The 19,320-nt window shown below is 38.3% G+C and carries 19 protein-coding genes; 3 read left to right on the top strand and 16 right to left on the bottom strand.

Translation table 11 applies throughout. From position 1 onward, the window contains the following. Nucleotides 1-79: 79 nt before the first annotated feature. The 5 genes from acpP to FC81_RS08455 form a co-directional block, all read right to left on the bottom strand. Entirely contained in the window at nt 80-322 is a 243-nt protein-coding gene (gene acpP, locus FC81_RS08475) for an acyl carrier protein (protein WP_057745693.1), read from the bottom strand. 24 nt (nt 323-346) lie between these two features. Continuing rightward, nucleotides 347-1,375: a phosphate acyltransferase PlsX gene (gene plsX, locus FC81_RS08470; protein WP_057745690.1), complete on the bottom strand. Its 1,029-nt coding sequence runs from the start codon at nt 1,373-1,375 to the stop codon at nt 347-349. A gap of 18 nt (nt 1,376-1,393) precedes the next feature. After that, a complete protein-coding gene (gene recG / locus FC81_RS08465; protein ID WP_057745687.1) occupies nt 1,394-3,433 on the bottom strand; it encodes an ATP-dependent DNA helicase RecG in 2,040 nt (679 codons plus the stop codon). Nucleotides 3,434-3,529: 96 nt separating this feature from the next. Further along, nucleotides 3,530-5,224 carry a DAK2 domain-containing protein gene (locus FC81_RS08460; RefSeq protein ID WP_057745683.1) on the bottom strand — a complete coding sequence of 565 codons (1,695 nt, stop codon included), beginning with the start codon at nt 5,222-5,224 and terminating at the stop codon, nt 3,530-3,532. A 40-nt stretch (nt 5,225-5,264) separates the two neighbouring features. After that, nucleotides 5,265-5,627 (bottom strand): Asp23/Gls24 family envelope stress response protein, encoded by a 363-nt coding sequence (locus FC81_RS08455; RefSeq protein WP_057745680.1) that lies wholly within the window; start codon nt 5,625-5,627, stop codon nt 5,265-5,267. Between the two features lie 282 nt (nt 5,628-5,909). On the opposite strand from FC81_RS08455, the gene rpmB reads away from it, so the two are divergent. After that, nucleotides 5,910-6,095, top strand: a complete 186-nt coding sequence (rpmB, locus tag FC81_RS08450; protein ID WP_057745677.1) for a 50S ribosomal protein L28 — start codon at nt 5,910-5,912, stop codon at nt 6,093-6,095. Nucleotides 6,096-6,292: 197 nt separating this feature from the next. Here rpmB and FC81_RS08445 read toward each other — a convergent pair whose 3' ends face one another. The 11 genes from FC81_RS08445 to gmk form a co-directional block, all read right to left on the bottom strand. Continuing rightward, on the bottom strand, nt 6,293-6,952 hold the full coding sequence (locus FC81_RS08445; protein ID WP_235804669.1) for a thiamine diphosphokinase: 660 nt from the start codon (nt 6,950-6,952) through the stop codon (nt 6,293-6,295). Beyond that, nucleotides 6,942-7,598: a ribulose-phosphate 3-epimerase gene (gene rpe / locus FC81_RS08440; protein WP_057745674.1), complete on the bottom strand. Its 657-nt coding sequence runs from the start codon at nt 7,596-7,598 to the stop codon at nt 6,942-6,944. The genes FC81_RS08445 and rpe overlap by 11 nt, the downstream gene beginning before the upstream one ends. Nucleotides 7,599-7,609: 11 nt before the next feature. Further along, entirely contained in the window at nt 7,610-8,485 is an 876-nt protein-coding gene (gene rsgA, locus FC81_RS08435; protein ID WP_057745671.1) for a ribosome small subunit-dependent GTPase A, read from the bottom strand. A 41-nt stretch (nt 8,486-8,526) separates the two neighbouring features. Next, complete coding sequence (pknB, locus tag FC81_RS08430; protein ID WP_057745668.1) at nt 8,527-10,515, bottom strand: Stk1 family PASTA domain-containing Ser/Thr kinase; 1,989 nt, start codon at nt 10,513-10,515, stop codon at nt 8,527-8,529. Further along, a complete protein-coding gene (locus tag FC81_RS08425) occupies nt 10,512-11,264 on the bottom strand; it encodes a Stp1/IreP family PP2C-type Ser/Thr phosphatase (protein ID WP_057745665.1) in 753 nt (250 codons plus the stop codon). The genes pknB and FC81_RS08425 overlap by 4 nt, the downstream gene beginning before the upstream one ends. 17 nt (nt 11,265-11,281) lie before the next feature. Beyond that, the gene (rsmB, locus tag FC81_RS08420) at nt 11,282-12,628 is read right to left on the bottom strand and encodes a 16S rRNA (cytosine(967)-C(5))-methyltransferase RsmB (protein WP_057745662.1); all 1,347 of its coding nucleotides are present in this window, start codon (nt 12,626-12,628) and stop codon (nt 11,282-11,284) included. Next, a complete protein-coding gene (gene fmt, locus FC81_RS08415; protein ID WP_057745660.1) occupies nt 12,618-13,574 on the bottom strand; it encodes a methionyl-tRNA formyltransferase in 957 nt (318 codons plus the stop codon). The genes rsmB and fmt overlap by 11 nt, the downstream gene beginning before the upstream one ends. A gap of 19 nt (nt 13,575-13,593) precedes the next feature. Continuing rightward, the gene (gene priA, locus FC81_RS08410; protein ID WP_057745657.1) at nt 13,594-16,011 is read right to left on the bottom strand and encodes a primosomal protein N'; all 2,418 of its coding nucleotides are present in this window, start codon (nt 16,009-16,011) and stop codon (nt 13,594-13,596) included. 6 nt (nt 16,012-16,017) lie between these two features. Next, entirely contained in the window at nt 16,018-17,226 is a 1,209-nt protein-coding gene (gene coaBC, locus FC81_RS08405; RefSeq protein ID WP_057745654.1) for a bifunctional phosphopantothenoylcysteine decarboxylase/phosphopantothenate--cysteine ligase CoaBC, read from the bottom strand. Nucleotides 17,227-17,476: 250 nt separating this feature from the next. Then, nucleotides 17,477-17,689 carry a DNA-directed RNA polymerase subunit omega gene (rpoZ, locus tag FC81_RS08400; protein ID WP_057745651.1) on the bottom strand — a complete coding sequence of 71 codons (213 nt, stop codon included), beginning with the start codon at nt 17,687-17,689 and terminating at the stop codon, nt 17,477-17,479. Next, the gene (gene gmk / locus FC81_RS08395; protein ID WP_057745648.1) at nt 17,686-18,306 is read right to left on the bottom strand and encodes a guanylate kinase; all 621 of its coding nucleotides are present in this window, start codon (nt 18,304-18,306) and stop codon (nt 17,686-17,688) included. The genes rpoZ and gmk overlap by 4 nt, the downstream gene beginning before the upstream one ends. Before the next feature lie 184 nt (nt 18,307-18,490). On the opposite strand from gmk, the gene FC81_RS08390 reads away from it, so the two are divergent. Together FC81_RS08390 and FC81_RS08385 are read left to right on the top strand one after the other, a co-directional pair. Continuing rightward, on the top strand, nt 18,491-18,814 hold the full coding sequence (locus FC81_RS08390) for a hypothetical protein (protein WP_057745645.1): 324 nt from the start codon (nt 18,491-18,493) through the stop codon (nt 18,812-18,814). A gap of 82 nt (nt 18,815-18,896) precedes the next feature. After that, on the top strand, nt 18,897-19,320 hold a 424-nt coding region (locus FC81_RS08385), incomplete at its 3' end, for a transposase family protein (RefSeq protein ID WP_162254829.1).

The raw sequence follows: 19,320 nt of genomic DNA, 5'->3' as shown, positions 1-19,320 counted from the left end.
ACTTATAAACAACACTAAAAAAGCCGGGACACAAAAATACCTGCCCTAGCTTTTAGCTATTCTCTGATACAATCTCACCTTAAGCTTGGTGTTCTTTGATATAGCTGACAACGTCACCAACTGTTACTAGCTTCTCAGCATCCTCGTCAGGAATTTCAGCATCAAAAGTTTCCTCAAGTTCTAATACAAATTCTACAATATCAATCGAATCAGCATCTAGATCAGATGCAAAGGTCAGACTAGGGGTAATCTTATCTAATTCTAGTTCAAAACGATCATGAATAATTTTAGCAATTTTATCAAAAATTTCTTTTTCAGTCATCTTTTTCCTCCAAAAATATTATTATTAAATAGACTGCTCTTTTGTCTTGCTTGCAGCATGTTCCTGACTAAAATAATTAACAAAATCAGGAATCATCTCTCCCTCGATCATGGTATGAATTTGCTTTAGGGTGTAATAAACCGTTTGTCCATCACTCGACCCGTGTGCTTTAACAACTGGCGCCTTGACGCCTAACAGTACGGCCCCACCATACTGAGACTGATTCATCTTCTCCTTTAGTCCCTTTAAACTAGATTTTAACAGCAAACCACCGATCTTGCCCTTAAGGCCACTATCTAAAATCGCCTTTTTAACAAGGTGCATGATCGCAGAAGCAGTCCCTTCAATTGCCTTTAAAACAGCATTACCTGTAAAGCCATCTGCAACTACAACATCTGCTGCATCATTTAAAATGTTACTTGCTTCAATGTTCCCCACAAAATTAAGGTTAGGATCCTCTGCAAGCAACTGGTATGCCTCCTGTGTCACTTTACTCCCCTTATGCGGTTCAGTGCCGTTATTCAATAGTCCAATTCGTGGGTTTTCAATATGGCGAACATTCTGAGCATAATACTTTCCTAGAATGGCATACTGATGTAAATGTTCTGCTTTATTTTCTGCATTCGCTCCACTATCTAAAAGGTTAAATGCCCCTTCTTCGGTCCCAATCATAGGTAGTGTAGATAATAAACCTGGCCGTGAGATCCCCTTGATTCGTCCCACAATCAATAAACCGGCTGCCAGAAGTGCTCCTGTATTACCACATGAGAAAATTGCATCTGCTTTGTGTTCTTTAACTGCTCTTGCCGCTAAAACCATTGAGGCATTCTTTTTACGCCTAATGGCTTTTACAGGTTCATCGTTCATCATGATCATTTCATCAGTATGAATAATCGTGATTCGTGTTTCATTTTTTAAATACTTACGGATCTCTTTTTCAACACCGTAAAGTAAAAACTCAGTATCCTCAAACTCATCCCGTGCGTGTTCTACACCTGCAACAACCGTTTGTGGTGCATTATCGCCACCCATTGCGTCAACTGCGATTTTCAAAGTATCATCTTCTTTCTTTTAATCAAAACTAATTCCCTGCGCTAACTCTTGTTTCAAATAGGTTAGCAAACCCTTATTTTCACTTTTCTGCATAAACGCTGGATCATTAATAATTTCTGCTGCTTCTGTCTGAGCAACCTGCAGAACTCTTAAATCAGCTACTGGATCTCCAACTTGAAAATCTGGGACTCCAGCCTGTTTGTTGCCTAAAAGATCACCTTGACCTCTTAGTTCAAGATCTTTTTGTGCAATTATAAAACCATTATTTGTTTCAGTCATAACTTTCATTCTTGAAACGCCGTACTCACTTTTAGGATCAGCGATCAAAAAACAATATGATTGCTTAGATCCCCGTCCAACACGTCCACGTAATTGATGTAATTGTGCTAAACCAAATCGGTCAGCGTCTAGAATCAGCATTACGGTCGCGTTAGGAACATCGACCCCGACCTCGATAACAGTTGTGGCAACGAGGACGTCAAACTTCTTAGCTTTAAAAGCACTCATAACATCGTTTTTCTCTGTAGCCTTCATTCGCCCGTGAAGCAGTCCAACGTGATAACGTGGTTCAAGCTGCTTTGCTAATCTAGAAAAAACTTCTTCAGCGTTCTTTAGATCCATCATCTCCGATTCTTCAATCAGAGGACTGATCACATATGCTTGTGCTCCAAGCTCCAGCTGCCTTGTTAAAAATAAGAGTGCTTCTTGCAGCTGTTTTTCTCGTAACCAAACTGTTTCGATCGGTTGACGTCCTGCAGGCAGTTCCGTAATAGTTGATATATCCATTTCACCATACATCGTTATTGCTAAGGTTCGTGGAATCGGCGTTGCTGTCATTGCCAGAACATCCGGTAATGTACCTTTTTGCTTAAATTTTTGTCGTTGGTTAACCCCAAAACGATGCTGCTCATCGGTAACAACCAGCCCCAACCTTTTAAAAACAACATCATCTTGAATCAATGCGTGTGTCCCAACAACAACATTAATCTGGCCATCATTCAGATGTTTCAATAATTCACGCCGCGTCTTAACCCGACTAGCAGTTGCACTGGTCAATAAAGCAACCGTCACATCAAATTTAGCAAATAAACGGTCTAGCTTCTCAGCATGCTGCTGCGCTAAAATCTCAGTTGGGACCATCAATGCAGCTTGAAAACCAGCTGTTACAGCTGCATAAAGAGCAACCGCCGCAACGACCGTTTTACCTGAACCAACATCACCTTGTAATAAACGATTCATATGAACATCATGGTGCATATCACTGCAAATTTCATTAATAACTTTTTTTTGAGCGTCTGTTAGTTCAAAAGGTAAGGCTGCGATAAAGGACCTCAGCTTGGCATTATTATATGCAAGCCGGATTCCCTGTTCCTTATGTTCCGTTTTTCTAATAAACTGTAGCTTTACCTGAAAGCGAAAGAATTCATCAAAAGTAGCCGAACGCCGTGCCAGTCTAGCTGACGTTTGATTTACAGGAAAATGCATATCATGTACCATCTTTTGCCGTGGCAATAGACGAAACTTCGTTCGGGTTTCTAGCGGAATAATATCAATCAAAAGATCCTTATATAACTCATACGCTGTCACAACGATTTTTTTGATAGTGGCTTGTTTAATCTCTTTCGAGGAACGATAAACACCAGCGATATCGTTAGTCCCAGCGTTAAACAGCATCTTCATTCCTGCTAACCGCTGCCTTTTACTATCCCACTTGCCATAAATAACCATCTCTTGCCCTGTTTCAATTTTTGGTGCCAAGTAAGGTTGATTAAAAAAGGTGACCATAACTACATCATGATCCACAAGCAAACGAAAATTAAGCCGGCTTTTTTTTCGTCCAAAACGAGTAAGTACTGCCTCTGAAGCAACTGTCCCTTTTAAAGTAACTTTCTCCTGGTCAGTGATTTCACTTAACTTACGTACTGCAAAATCGTCATAGCGAAAGGGATATGTTTGCAACAACTCACCGACCGTATTTATTCCTAGCTTACTCAGCGCAACTGCATTTTTAGGTCCAACACCCTTCAAAACGCTAACAGGATCTGTAAGGCTCTTCAAGGCACCATCTCCTTAAACAATTATTCAGTATTCTATAAATACCAAAAATCTGACTGATTCCATTTGAATCAATCAGATCATGCAAAGTAATACTTGTTACTCAGCTGAAATCAAATAAGGATATACTGGCTGGTTTCCTTGGTGAATCTCAACTTCCAAATCTTCATCTTCAGCAAGGGCAGCTACTTTTATCTCTTCAGCTTCTTGTTGTGAGCCATCTTCACCATAAATAATTGTAATAATTTCTTTGTCCTCATCAATCATTGACTTTAACATCATAATGGCCGTTTGCTTTCTATCCGGATCTGTGACCCTGATTTTTCCGTCAACGATCCCTATATAATCATCTTTTTTAATTTTCTTACCGTCGATTGTCGTGTCACGAACCGAGACCGTAACTTGACCTGAAACAACGGAGGTTAATTCACTTGCCATATTTTGTTCATTTTCTTCAACCGAGACTGCTGGGTCAAAGGCAAGCATTGCAGTCAACCCCTGTGCGATTGTTTTACTTTTAATAACCGCGACAGGTATCTCAGCTACTTCAGCTGCTTGTTGGGCCGCTAAAAAAATATTCTTATTATTGGGTAACAGAATAATCTTATCAGCTTTAGTTTGTTTGATAGCATCCATAATATCCTGTGTGCTAGGATTCATCGTTTGCCCACCATTTAGGATATGTGTTACACCCAAACCATTAAAAAGCTTACCTATCCCAGTACCAGCAGCAATAGCAATAATTCCGTAACCGTTATTGTCGACCTCTTGTACTGCCACTGGTGTTTCTTCTTGATCATGATCATGTTCTAAGATCGTTTCATGTTGTAGGCGCATATTATCAACCTTAACTTTGATCAATGAACCAAAATGCTGCCCGTAGGCCAGAACCTTACCAGGGTGTTCTGTATGGACATGGACTTTAACAACTTCATCATCAGCCACAACCAGTAAAGAATCTCCTAGCTCATTAAGATGTTCTCTAAACTTATCATAATCAAATTTTTGGTCGACCAAACGTCCTGCACCTAAACGAACCATAATTTCCGTACAATAACCGTACTTAATATCTGCTGTGTCTAATTGACTCTGAACACTCTTGTGGTGAGCTGCATTGACCATCTCATCCATTTCCTCGACATTAGGCTGGTGAATCTCTTCATCTTCCGCAATATCTTTACCACTAAGGGCATTAAAAAAGCCTTCATAAACAAATGTCAAGCCTTGACCACCTGAATCAACGACACCGACTTCTTTTAAAACCGGTAATAATTCCGGTGTTTCTGCCAAAGCTGTCTTAGCAGCCTCATAAGCGGCTCCCATAACCGCAACCGTATCATCCGTTTCAGCAGCCTTCTTATTAGCTGCGCTAGCTGCTTTTCGCGAAACGGTTAGGATCGTTCCTTCAGTTGGTTTCATAACTGCCTTATAAGCCGTTTCAACTCCACTCGTTAAAGCAGCTGCTAAATCCTTGGCGGTCAAAACAGCCTTTTTTTCCGTACTCTTATAAAAGCCACGGAAGATCTGAGACAAGATCACTCCTGAGTTACCCCGTGCGCCCATCAACAAACCTTTAGCTAAACTTGCAGTCAGCTCTCCTACAGCAGTAGCCGTCGATTCACTAACGTATTTTGCCCCGCTTGCAAATGACAGACTCATATTTGTCCCCGTATCACCATCAGGCACAGGAAAAACATTTAATGAATTGATGAACTCGGCATTTTTATTTAATTTTTTTGAACTTATCAGAACCATTTTTCTGAATTCTGAATCAGTAATCTCTGTAACTTTCAAAGTTTGTTTTCCTCCTTGGTAATCCGCTAATCTTATTTAATTATTCCTCAATAACACGTACGCCTTGTACGAAGACATTAACAGAATTAGCAGTTACACCTAACATGGATTCCAAGTTGTACTTAACTTTGTCTTGAACATTACGACATACTTCGGATATTTTTGTTCCATAACCTACTATGATATATACGTCTACTGCTACTTCAGTATCTTCTTGCCGAACAACTACTCCCTTTGAATAGTTATCCCGCTTTAGAATTTCATTTAAATTATCTTTAATTTGATTTTTACTAGCCATACCAACAATCCCAAAAATCTCAGTTGCTGCTCCACCAACAACTGTTGCAATTACTTCATTGCTGATATCGATATTTCCAAATTGCGTTTTGATTTTTACAGCCATAAAATATAGCCTCCTTAATTTTTCACACAATCATTAACGATATTTTATCATAAAGCAGAAGTCAATACCATGTCAATGAATCTGGGCTATCTCTCCATACCTTAAACAGTCATTAAGTTGACTCATTTTATTTTACCTTAATTTGATTATATCATCTTTAACTGCCAAGTTATTTTACTTTACAGAAAAATCTTGCAATTACACATTAACTATGATAACTTATTCTAGTAAGTAAGTAGGTGTCTACTTCGAAATCCTAGCAACAAAGGAGGAAAATGAATAATGGCAAAAGATTTTATTACAGGTCAAAAAACTAAATTCGGCAAAAAACGTTCGCATGCTTTAAACCAATCAAACCGTAGTTGGAAACCAAATCTACAAAAGGTTAGAATTTTAGTAGATGGAAAGCCAAAGAAAGTTTGGATTTCTGCTCGGACATTAAAATCTGGTAAAGTAACACGCGTATAAACGCTTCTAGACTCGTCATTGACGGGTCTTTTTATTTTAAAAATTATACGAATTAAAATAGGCTGAACTAAAAATTAACTTTAATTCAGACCTACGGTTGCCTCGTCTAGACCTATCAAAGGCTAGAACTATCAAGTTGTTTTTGAACTACGTATACCATCACAACTGCATAGCCCTCAAAATTTAACTACCTAGCTTCAATCTTTACTTTGGATTACACAAATAACACCCTTTTTAAAACTAAACGTAGCCGTTGGACCTTCGAACTCATTGCTGGCTAGAGAAACTGGAAAGGAAAAACTTTTTTTATCTAAACGGTATTTTTCATCGTATAAAGACAGCTCAGTAACGGCTGTTAATAAAACAAACGCTAGATAGCGCTTATCTGTTTCCTTCTTTAGCTGATAATTCCCAGGGGTAAAAAAACAAACGGTATTTTGTTTATCATAGAGTCGAATCTTTTGTAGCTTTTTATAAAAGGGTTCTCGCAGTACGAAGAAAAGATTAGCCAATAGATGATCTAGCCTTCCACCTGTTGCTCCGTAAATGTTAATCTTGCAAGATGTGTAGCGTCGGATTATCTCCTTAACCGCTAGTTCTGTATCCGTATCATCTTTTTCTGGTTTAGCCGTTATTATCTCCGCACAAGTATCTTTGATCGCTTGTTTCTCTTCCATTGTAGCTGAATCAAAATCGCCGATAACAAATTCTGGCTTAATGCCTCTTTCGCTAAGGTAAAGCGCCCCACGATCAGCTCCAACCCACTTCTTGTTCTTCTGGTCACCCTCAAACAAGGTCGGCGGCCATTCACAAACAGGACCGCCGACCAATAAATTAATCTCTATCTCATTCATCATTTGCCAACTTCTTAAGTAATTCAACTTTTTGCCGCGGATCTATACCATCAAAGACAAAAGAACCAGCAACTGCAACCGTTGCACCAGCAGCCGCACATTGCTTAATCGTTGCATCGTTTATGCCACCATCAACTTCTATTTCAAAATCCAGTTGTTGTTCTTTCTTTATTTGAGCTAATCGCCGAACCTTATCAACCATCTCAGAAATAAACTTTTGACCACCAAAACCAGGATTTACTGTCATTATTAAAACCGCGTCAATAAACGGTAGTAATTCTGTTAACGTATTTAATGGTGTCCCAGGGTTAAGAACAACTTCGGCTTTACAACCGTTTTCTCTAATTAAAGCAAGTGTTCGTTGAATATGGACGGTTGCTTCAACGTGGACACCAATAACATCTGCACCTGCTTGAGCTAATTGTTGGATGTACTCATCTGGTCGTTCCACCATTAAATGGCAATCTAAGACCATCTTAGTCATAGGACGAATAGCTTGAACAGCTGCTGGTCCAAAAGACAGATTAGATACAAAATGACCATCCATAATATCAATATGCAGGTATTCAGCACCTGCTTGTTCAACATTGGTTATATCCTCTTGCATATTTAAAAAATCAGCACTTAAAATCGAAGGCGCAATTTTCATTTTCTTTCACCTCATCTTTTATATTTAGGCTTTTGTTGCTGTAACTCTTTTTGAAATTGAACATAATTATTGTATCTACTTTCTAAAATCTGTCCTTCTTGTACTTTTGCCTTGATAGCACACTGCGGCTCATTTAAATGTAGACAGCCGCGAAACTTACAGTTGGACTGGTATTTTACAAAATCAACAAATAAGTGTGGCAAAGTTTCTTTTGTAACATCCCGTAATTCAAACGATGAGAATCCTGGCGTATCGGCAATTAGATTCTCTTCAATTGGTAATAAAGCTGTTTTACGAGTAGTGTGCCGTCCCCGACTAAGCGCCTTTGAGACCGCAGCAGTTGTTAAGTTCAGTTGTGGTGCCAATTTATTTAAAAGCGTTGACTTACCTGCACCAGTTTGCCCCATGACAACTACAATCTCATGTTTAAACTCTGCTAGAAGCTGCTTAGGATCATCATCCTGAGCAAAAAAGCAGCGATAATATTTTCGATAATAAGAAACTATTGTGGTCATTATTTTAAATTCAGTTACCGACAACAAATCTAACTTTGAAAAATAGAGAATAGGTCGAATATTGTTTTTCTCCAACATCACTAGTTGGCGGTCTAACAAATTACTTTTAAAATCCGGTTCTTTACAAGCCGTTACAACTAGCGCTGTATCAACGTTAGCAACCGGTGGTCGGATCATTGAGTTCTTACGTGGATATATTTTTAAGATATATCCTTCTTGTGGTTGCTCTGCTTTAAATTCAACCCAGTCTCCTACTAACGGCGTTTTACCTTTCTTTCTAAAATTTCCTCGTGCCCGCGTTCGATATTCAACACCATTAACTTCAATATCGTAATAACCGCTAAGCGATTGTCTTATTAATCCCTTCACCAAGCTTTTAACCTATCCCTTCACATGTTAAGTATGCCTAAAATCTAATTTCCATTATGAGTAATATTATCACGCTCTGCAATAACATTTCCATCACGAACAATTTTATACTTACCCACAGCTCCGTTGTCTAAAACAAACGGTAAAGTAACATTCGTGTCTTTTGTAATCGTCATCGTCTCATAAATATCATTTAAATGATGACTTTTATCTTGCAGATATATTTCGACCTTATTTGTTTTATTTCCATCTGCATCCGATTCCTGTCTGGAATCATCAAAAGGAACTGCCACACTGACATCAAAGGAATTAGCCTTATCACCAGATGATGTACTTTGGCTAGAGCTACTTTTAGATGAGCTGCTCTGATTTCCATCTGCCATCGTCACTTCCAAAACTTGCCCACTTTGAACAGGAGTCCCGGCTGCTGGATACTGGGAAACAATTAAACTCGAATTATTACTACTAGAACTGGCAGAATCATTTTTAACCTTTAAGAGCAAACCAAGTTCATCTGCATAATCCTGCACGCTCTTTCTTGTATAACCCGTCAAATCACGTAAAATCATTTCTTTAGCGCCTGAACTAACCGTAAATGTAACTGTCGTCTCGTTCCAGATGACTTTACGTTTCTTTGAAATACTCTGGTCCAATATTTCACCTTTAGCCGCTGTATTAGAGTGCCTTTTTTCCCTTAAAACAGTTACGCCTTTAACCTCAAGCTTCTTTCTCACAGTATTATATGATTGCCCGCTATAATCACCGAATTTAAATTTTTCCTCACCTTTTGAAATAACCAAATTGACTTTTGAATTTTGAAGAATACTCGTACCTTCTTTAGGTTTACTGGCAATAATTTGACCATAGTAGTACTTACTGCTATAGTGCTTTTCTACAGTTCCCACTTTTACTTTTAAATCCTGTAGAGTACTACGAGCTTCAGACTCTGTCATTCCACGCAAATCAGGTATTTCAACATTTTTAGGCAGCATTAGCCCGATAGCCGTGACGGTCATTATTAAAATAAGACATAGAAAAGTTATTCCCATAATGAGCCATTTCTTTTTACGGCTCCATTTTTTCTTCTTATTTTCTCGGTTATCTTCATTTTCTTCATGCTTAGTTTTTAGATCTTGATCACGTAAAGGTGTTAATATCTTAGTTTCTTCATCATTATTTTTTTGGGGCAACCATTTCTTTTCATTTGAACGCACCAATGATAAAGCCGTACTTAGATCATGAGCCATTTCAGCAGCCGACATATAGCGGTCCGTCAACTGCTTAGCCGTAGCACGTAAAACAACATTTTCTAAAGCTTGCGGTATTTGATTGTCAAAGGCTCGTACTGAAGGCATCTCACTTTGAAAATGTTTTAAAGCAATGGCAACGGCTGTTTCTCCTTGATAAGGAACTCGCCCCGTTAACATCTCGAAAAGAATGATACCTAATGAATAAATATCCGACTGTTTCGTAACTGCGCTACCGCGTGCTTGCTCCGGTGAAAGATAATGGACTGACCCCATCAAAGTATTCGTCTGCGTCAAAGAATACTCTGATGTTACAAGCGCAATCCCAAAGTCGGTAATTTTAACCTGTCCATTGTTATCGATCAATATATTCTGCGGTTTCAAGTCCCGATGAATAATATCATGTACGTGAGCCTCTGCAACAGCCGAGAGGATTTGTTCCATAATACCGATGACCCGTTCATATTTAAAAGGGAAGTTTTGTGCAATATAACTTTTAAGATCCATCCCCTGCACGTACTCCATTACTAAATACTGCATTCCATTTTCTTGGCCCATATCATAAATACTAACTATATTAGGATGTGTGAGTTCTGTAAGCGAAATAGCTTCACGTTTAAATCGGCGAACCGCCCCTGGATCATCCCGTAAGTCTAAACGTAACAGTTTGACAGCTACTTCACGTTTTAAGATTAGATCATATGCCAAATAAACATTTGCCATTCCACCTTCACCAAGAGTACTTTTGATTTTATAGCGACCATTCAAAACATATCCGGTCTTCATCTTATCTCCACCTCGGCCTTACTGGTTAACTGGGCAATTAAAAGCGTTATATTATCGTTTCCGCCAGCTTTGTTAGCAAACTCGATCAATTGTTGGCATTTGACCTGTAAATCCGTCTTCTGTTGTAAAATCCGGGTAATTTGTTCATCTTCGACCATATTACTTAGCCCATCGGAACAAAGCAACAATAAGTCATCTTTTTCTAATTCCAATATTTTTTCATCTAAGTCAGCATTTTTTGAAACACCTAAGGTTCGAGTAATAATATTTTTTTGCGGATGATGTTTAGCCTCTTCAGAGCTGATCTGTCCTCTTTTAACCAATTCATTAACAAATGAATGATCTTCTGTTACCTGAATTAGTTTGCCTTCCCGATATAAGTAGCCCCGACTATCACCAATGTTGGCAAGAAGACACTGATTACCGAAAAATAGCGCACACACTAGCGTTGTCCCCATCCCGGTCAAATCTTCATACTGCTGCGCACGTTCTAGAATCTGTTGATTTTCCTTGCTGACCTCGGTTGTCAACCATTCACTTCCCTCATCCGACTTGTTAAAGTTTGTTTTTTCAAATCTATATCCGAGGTGTGAGACTGCCATTTCAGAAGCGACATCACCTCCTCTATGACCACCTAATCCATCCGCGAGAACAGCAAACTCAATTCCAGCTTTATTCTTAAAAAGACCAACATAATCTTCATTTCTTGTTCTTACCCGACCAATATCACTTTTATACGCAAATTTCACTAATCTACCGCCTCACCTTAATACTGTCTTTTTAATGTTGCAATAAAAAAGCCATCAGATCCATAATCATCCGGATATATCGTCAAAGTTTTATCGTCTCTATCACTTTTTAATTTATTCTCCGTTATTGTTCGATTAGATACAAACTCAGGATGTTCCTTCAGAAACAGCTGAATAACCTTGTTGTTCTCTTCATCCATAATCGAACACGTACTATATGTTATTACACCCTCAGGCTTAACTAACTGGGCGACTTTATTTAGGATCTCGATTTGGATACGCTGTAGGTTCAACAAGTCTTGGGGCTGTTTCTGATATCTAATTTCAGGCTTACGTCTCATCAATCCCAAACCTGAACACGGTGCATCAACTAATATTTTATCAAACGTTGCAGGTGCAAATGTCTCTGCTGCTTTACGAGCATCCAGTTTTATTGCTGTAACTTTTTCTGCTACTCCACATCTACGTGCATTTTCAACAATCAAATTAACCTTGTGCTGATGGATATCTAACGCCGTTACCGTTCCACTGGTTAGTTTATCAGCAATATGAGTTGTTTTTCCACCTGGTGCCGCACACGCATCCAAGACGACATCTTGTGGTTGGATCCCCATTGATTCGACTACAAGCGTTGCACTTTCATCTTGAACTATTAGTTTTCCTTGTTGGTAGGCTTGACTTGTTGGGGCGAAACCTTTCGTGATAATTAAACTAGCTGGACTTACTAAACTCTCCTTGAATTCAAATCCTTCCTTTTTTAAATCCGCCATTAATCCTTCTTTAGTGTCTTTAGAAAAATTAATTCGAACCGCTTGGCGTGGATGTTCATTAACGGTACGTAAAATAGCTGCTGTTTTTGCTAGGCTAGTCTGCTTGATCAGCTTAGCCACTACCCATTCTGGAACACTATTTTCCACTGCAAGTCGTCGTAACGACTTGTCTGAAAGATGTTCAACGTCCCGAACTCCTTCTCGGAGGATAGCATGTAAGACCCCCGTTACAAATTTACGGATCCCATCATGGCCTTTATTTTTTGCCACTTCAATTGCTTCATTCAAAATTGCGCGTGCAGGGACCTTATCTAAAAACTGTAGTTGATAAAGTGCACTTAATAATAATTGTTTAACCCAAGGTTTAATTCTTTTCTCTTTCTTAACGAATGGCTCAAGCCAATATTCAAGCGTTAGGCGGTGCTGCAAGACACCGTATACTATATTAGTCAAAAGATTGGCATCTCTTTTTGCAAGTCCATTTTTCTTAATTGCTTGATCCAGCACAATATTTGAATAAGCACCTTCCTGTTCAATTCTAGTTAACAGTTCCGTTGCTAAAAGTCGAACTGATTTCTGTGTCTTATTTATCATCTTTAATCACCTGCTGCCCAAATTTAATGCCTTGTCCTACCCCGTTTAAATAGTCAGTTATCTGTATTTTAGGTTTGCCCGCTGGCTGCAAAACATCCACTTGATAAACCGTTCCCTTCGCTGCGGCAATTTTCAATTGATGCTTGTTAACATCAACGACTTTTCCAGCTTCTAAAGAAGTCTGTTCTTCAAGTGGTGTAATTTGCCATAATTTTGTTCGTTTTTGCTTAAAATTCTGAAAGTATGCTCCTGGTGCCGGCCGTAATGCCCTAATTTTCCAATCCAGCTCTTGTGCGGTTTGTTTTAGATTAAGCTTTTCTTGTTCCGGTGTAATAATTGGTGAAAAAGTTACCTCTGCTTCATTTTGAGGTTTAGCTTGAATTTCACCTGCTATCAATTGCGGAATTGTTTGTAATAACAAATCTCTTCCCAGCAGACTCATTTTTTCAAAAATTGTTCCGGTATCATCAGATTTAGTTATTGGTAATTCGGCCTGTGTCAGCATATCGCCTGCATCCATTTTTTTAATCATGTACATAACTGTAACACCTGTTTTTTTCTCTCCTTGCATAATAGCATATTGAACAGGTGCTCCTCCACGATATTTTGGTAGTAAAGAACCATGTACATTAATTGCCCCTATTTTTGCAGACTGAATTAATTTAGTTGGTAAAAACTGCCCAAAGGCAGCTGTAATGATCAGGTCTGGTGCAAGATTAATAATTTCCTTTAGTTCAGGACTTCCAGTAATTTTTTCCGGTTGCAAGACCTTTAAATTATTTTGTAAGGCAACTTGTTTAACAGGTGAGGCGGTCAACTTATGTTTCCTTCCCGTATAACGGTCAGGTTGTGTCACAACCGCTAGAATATCGTAATGATCTTTAATTAAGCCTTCTAAGACTACAGCTGAAAATTGTGGTGTCCCCATAAATACGATAGATGTCATTTTTTCCTCATCCTTTTCATTAGACAAAATTAAGTGGTTCCCTATTTATCATTATTTTAAGACCTTTTCGTTCATCTTTCTGACTCTCGTATAGAATTTTATCCAAGTATACAAAGAGTTGTTTCTCCTTCTTGTATTTTACAATAAGCTGATAGAAGTACCTGTTATTAATTCTAGCAACCGCCTGTGGAGTCGGTCCTAAAATTACAGCTTGGTTGCTTAAATATTTTCTTATCTCAGCATAAATTTGGTACATCTTTTTAGCAGCTAGGCTTTCTTCAGGCGAACTCGCTACTATCTGTATAGTATAGTAGTAAGGTGGGTATGCTCCTTGGTGGCGGATAGACATCTCCTTTCTGAAGAACTTTTCATAGTTCTGTTCTTTCGCTAACTGGATTGCATAATGATGAGGATTATATGTTTGAATAATTACCTGACCTTTTTTAGTAGCCCGCCCCGCTCGTCCACTAACCTGTGTTAATAGCTGAAACGTTTTTTCACTTGCCCGAAAGTCAGTCATCCCCAATGCTGTATCTGCATTTAAAACCCCAACTAATGTTACATCCGGATAATCCAGTCCTTTAGCGATCATCTGTGTCCCTAATAAAATATCAGCCTCATGCTGACCAAATTTATTTAGAATACGTGTGTGCGCTCCCTTACGCCTTGTTGTGTCAACGTCCATTCTTAAAATTCGTGCTGTACTAAATAATTTCTGAAGTTCGACTTCAACTTGCTGGGTCCCAGTACCGTAGTAGCGGATATGCCGTCCCTTACAACTGGGGCAAACTTGTGGGATGGCTTCCTCATGTCCGCAATAATGGCATTTCATTGAATGTGTATCCATATGCAATGTTAACGAGATATCACAATTTGGACATTTTAAAACAAAGCCACAGTCACGACACATCATAAATGAAGAATACCCGCGCCGGTTTAACATCAAAATAATCTGTTCATGCCGTTCTAAAGTTTGTTTAATTCCCCTAAGCAGTGCTTCAGAGAAATTTATATTTTTAGATTGTGGTACTTCCTCACGCATATCAACAATTTTTACTTTGGGTAGTGGTTGCTGATTGATGCGAGCATCCATATGGAGCCACCGATAGACCCCTTTTTGTGCACGTGCTCTTGATTCAAGCGAGGGGGTTGCACTTCCCAACAAAACTGGACAATGATGATATTCTGCGCGCCATTTAGCAACATCACGCGCATGGTAACGCGGCATATTATCTTGTTTGTAGCTTGTTTCATGTTCCTCATCAATAATAATAATTCCAAGCTTTTTAAGAGGTGCAAAAATAGCTGAACGTGCTCCAACAACTACTTGTGCTTCCCCCTTTTCTATTCGTCGCCATTCATCAAACTTCTCGCCACTAGACAAGCCACTATGAAGCAAGGCCACTTTTTCACCAAAACGTGACGTGACTCTTTCAACCATCTGCGGGGTTAATGAGATTTCTGGTACAAGCATTAGTGCCGCCTTACCGGCAGCAAGTACCTTGGCGATCACCTGCAAGTAAACTTCTGTCTTCCCACTGCCTGTGACCCCTTGCAGCAGGAAGGTTGTTGAATGCTTCTTGGTAGCTTCAGCGAGAACCGCTTCAACTGCTTCCCTTTGCTGAGAAGTTAAGTTCTTAGGAATCGTCTGTCCAACCATCAAATTTTTCCGAGGATCACGGTACTGTTCGCTTTCTTGGCGTAAAAGCCAGCCTTTCTTCTCAGCTGCTCGTAAGACTCCGGCCGTCAATCCAATTTTCTTTTCAAATTGGGCTTGCGTCAAAGCTATTTTCGGATGTGTTCTTAAAAAAGAGAGCAATTTACGTAGTTTATTAGCATTTACTCTTAATTTGCTTTTTTCCTCTTCAATTATTTCTTCAGTTAATTTTGATTGAAACATCATTATTTTCTTAGCTCGAGCTTTATTTTTGACAAGGTACTTAATTTCAACCTGCTTTTGGCGTCGGGCTTTAAGCAATTTTCCTTGCATATTAGTAGAAATTTTTTGTTCATCAAAAATCTGCTCACTTTTGTCAGCAAAAAAAGCTTTTAGCTCTTCGCTGACCTGATCAGTTAGCAGAACTACTTTCTTTTGATACTGAGCACGCATGGCACTAGGTAGCATTGCTTGCATACAGCTTATCCTAAAAGAGAAAGTTTCCCGTGCCATCCACTCTGCCAATTGGAGACTTTCATCATTCAAGACAGGTGCTAATTCAAGAACAGCCGCAACTTTTTTTAATTCACCTTGATAATCTGTCTGTTCAAAAATACGAGTTACAAACCCTTGAATTAAACGATTTCCTTTTCCAAAGGGCACAACCACCCGCATCCCGACTCCCAGTTGATCTGTTAAATGTTCGTCGACTTTGTATGTAAAAGGTTTATCCGTCTGCATCGTTGGCACATCTACGATCACTTCTGCATACTGTGTAATATTAAGCTACCTTCTTTCCATACTATCAATACAATCAAATAACTGTACTGCAATTTCTTTTTTACTATTTTTTCTTATTAGAAGAGGCTTATTTTCAGGGCGTAAAAAGGTAACCTCGTTCTGATCACTTCCAAAACCAATATCCTGCCGTGAAACATCATTTGCAACCAAAAGATCAACATTTTTTTCACGCATTTTTTTGGTAGCATTTTCTAAAAGATTTTGTGTTTCAGCAGCAAAACCAACCAAGAATTGTTTCGTTTTAAGTTGGCCTAAGCTTTTCAAAATATCGATGTTCTTGACCAATTTCAATTCTAAGTTAGGACTATTCTTCTTTATCTTTTGTGTTGCCGGCTTTTCAACCCGATAATCTGCTACAGCAGCAGCCATTATAACAATATCCATTTTTTCAAAATAACGTTTGACCTGTTCCGCCATCTCTGCGGTTGTTTTAACAGCAATAAAGTTTACATCTATAGGTGGCAATAGATTAGTCGGACCAGAAATTAAGGTAACTTCTGCCCCACGCTCACTAGCGATTTGCGCTAGCGCGTAACCCATTTTACCTGTTGAGCGGTTCGTAATATAACGTACTGGATCGATAATCTCAATCGTCTTACCAGCAGTAATAAGAACTCGTTTCCCTTTAAGATCTCTACCAGCTGAAGTCTTCTCCTGTAACATCTTTTGGGTAAGCCACTTAAAAATGACTTCTGTTGCAGGTAAACGGCCTTTTCCATCATAACCTTCTGCTAGGAAACCCATCTCTGGTTCTAAAATATGGATTCCATCAGCTTGCAAGCGTTCCATATTTCTTTGTGTTGCTTTGTTAGTTAACATCTTTTCATTCATTGCTGGGACAACAAATTTAGGACAAGCCGAGGCTAGCAGCGTACTCGTCACAAAATCATCTGCTATCCCATTAGCAATTTTAGCAATAATATTGGCTGTTGCTGGAATGACTATTGCTATTTCAGACCAATCAGCTAATTCTATATGGGGAACGATCTCATCATCGTAAATTAGTGTTTCATCTGTGTAAACACGATGTCGGCTTAAAGTTTGTAATGTCATTGGGGTGATAAAATTTGCTGCCGCCTTTGTCATCGCTACCCTAACCTGTGCTCCATTTTTAATTAAAGTTCTAATGAAATAAGCAGCTTTATAAGCGGCTATTCCGCCAGTCACATATACTGCTACGTGTTTATTTTTCACGTCAATCCCCCCGTTTAAACCGCATCTTTATTGTATCAATTTTGAAATTCTTTTTTAAGTCTTTTAAGGCTAAATTTTTTTAGTTAGATCTGCAGAAAAATATTTATTTTAACTAACAAAATAAGAGAATCCCGATAAACAATATTAACAATTATATTGAAAACTAATCTTCAACATAATGGTACACATATCGCCCTTATCTCGATTCTCTTATCCAGACTAATAAAACTCTACTAGTTTATTATACTATTTATATTTTTTCACGTTCGTCAGGGTCAATAATTAAATCCCCATTAGCAATCTCTTCTAGTGCCTTACCTACATTTTTAACTGACTTGTACTCACTCATCATTGGTAACGCCCCAGCATCAAGTTCATGCGCACGTTTACTTGCTAACATAATCAGTGAGTACCGTGAATCAACCTTTTCTAATAAATCATCGACAGATGGATATAAAATCATTTCAAAACATCTCCTAATTGTTTTTTATAGTCCGGTAAGAATCGTTTAACACGCCAGCGTTCAGCCCGAATAATTGTTTTGATTTTCTCAACTGCAGCTAAGACCTCATCATTTACTACAGCATAATCATAATTTTGCATCATTTCAATTTCATCAACAGCTTTTTCCATCCGTTTATCGATCGTTGCTAGGTCATCTGTACCTCTTTCAACAATCCGGTGCCGGAGCTCCATTAAATCAGGCGGTGTTAGAAAGATAAAAAGGCCATCTGGACACTTTTCTCTAACTTGCATTGCTCCATTAACTTCAATTTCTAAAAACACATCTTTACCGCTATCAAGCATCTCATTAACATATTTTAACGGTGTTCCATAATAATTGTCAACATATCGTGCATATTCTAACATTCCACCAGAAGCAATTTCATCTTCAAATTGTTTCTTCGAAACAAAAAAGTAATCACGTCCATTAACTTCACCGGGCCTCATAGCTCTTGTAGTCATCGAGATAGAGTAATGGAACTTATTGTCATCTTGTTCAAAGATAGCCTTTCTTACAGTTCCTTTTCCTACTCCTGACGGACCAGATAGTACGATCAGCATTCCCCTATTAGACATGTTTTAAATTTCCCCTCTAAAATAATGTGTTAGTTTAATAATGTGCTATTTTAACTCTTTTTTCAAGTATAACTTAATAAAATCCCATTATTATTTTGGTTAGCTTTAAAATAAGCTCTTGCTTTTTCGAACAAACGTTCTTATAATTAGTTTATCGAACATTTGTTCTGAAGGGAGTTATATTATGCTTGAATTAAAAAAGACGACTTTTCAACAGTTGACGCAGTCACTTCAATCCCAATTTGCACTTACCGACAGAAAGAGATCTTCCTCTTTCCAACAAATGCCTAGATTTCAACTAAAGCTTTTTATTGACCAAGCTATCCGTAAGCATAAGTTAATTAAATTATATTTACTTGATACACAGAATAATGAATTTACTGCTACAGGCTATATGAGTCGCAGCAAAGATCACCAAAACTACTTTAAACTAGCTACATCCTCAACTCGTCTTTTGTATCTTATAAACTTAAATCAAATAAAGTATTTAGTTTTAGCTGGTGATTAAAAAATGGGTCTAAACTTTCTGGTATTGATGGAAATCATCAATGCCAGATTTTTTGTAAAAAAAAACAGGACATCACTGCCCCATGTGCTACGATTTAAGCGACCAAACAAAAAATCAAAGCGAGGTAATTATGATGTCCCAAAACAATTCTATCCTAGAATTACTAAATTTAAAAGACACAAATATTAATGTTACCGGTGTTACTAATAAAATTGACTACGTTGGTGGAGAAAAGCGGAATATTAAAGTGATTTACGCCCAGTTAACCTACAGTTTAACTCGTTGCCCTTATTGCGGTTTTCCTACAATCGTCAAAAATGGTACCCGATTAACTAAATTAAAGATTACTAGTTTAACTGGTCAAGAATTTAGACTATATCTTAAAAAACAACGGTATTGGTGTAAAAACTGTCTTCACTCTTGTGGTGCTCACTCACAAATTGTTGCTATCAATCACTCCATTACTAATCAAGTAAGGTTAAGGGTTAACCAGCTTGTCCGTGAAT

This window comes from Liquorilactobacillus capillatus DSM 19910 (assembly GCF_001434915.1).
Taxonomy (GTDB): Bacteria; Bacillota; Bacilli; order Lactobacillales; family Lactobacillaceae; genus Liquorilactobacillus; species Liquorilactobacillus capillatus.
This window is presented reverse-complemented; position numbering and strand designations above follow the sequence as displayed.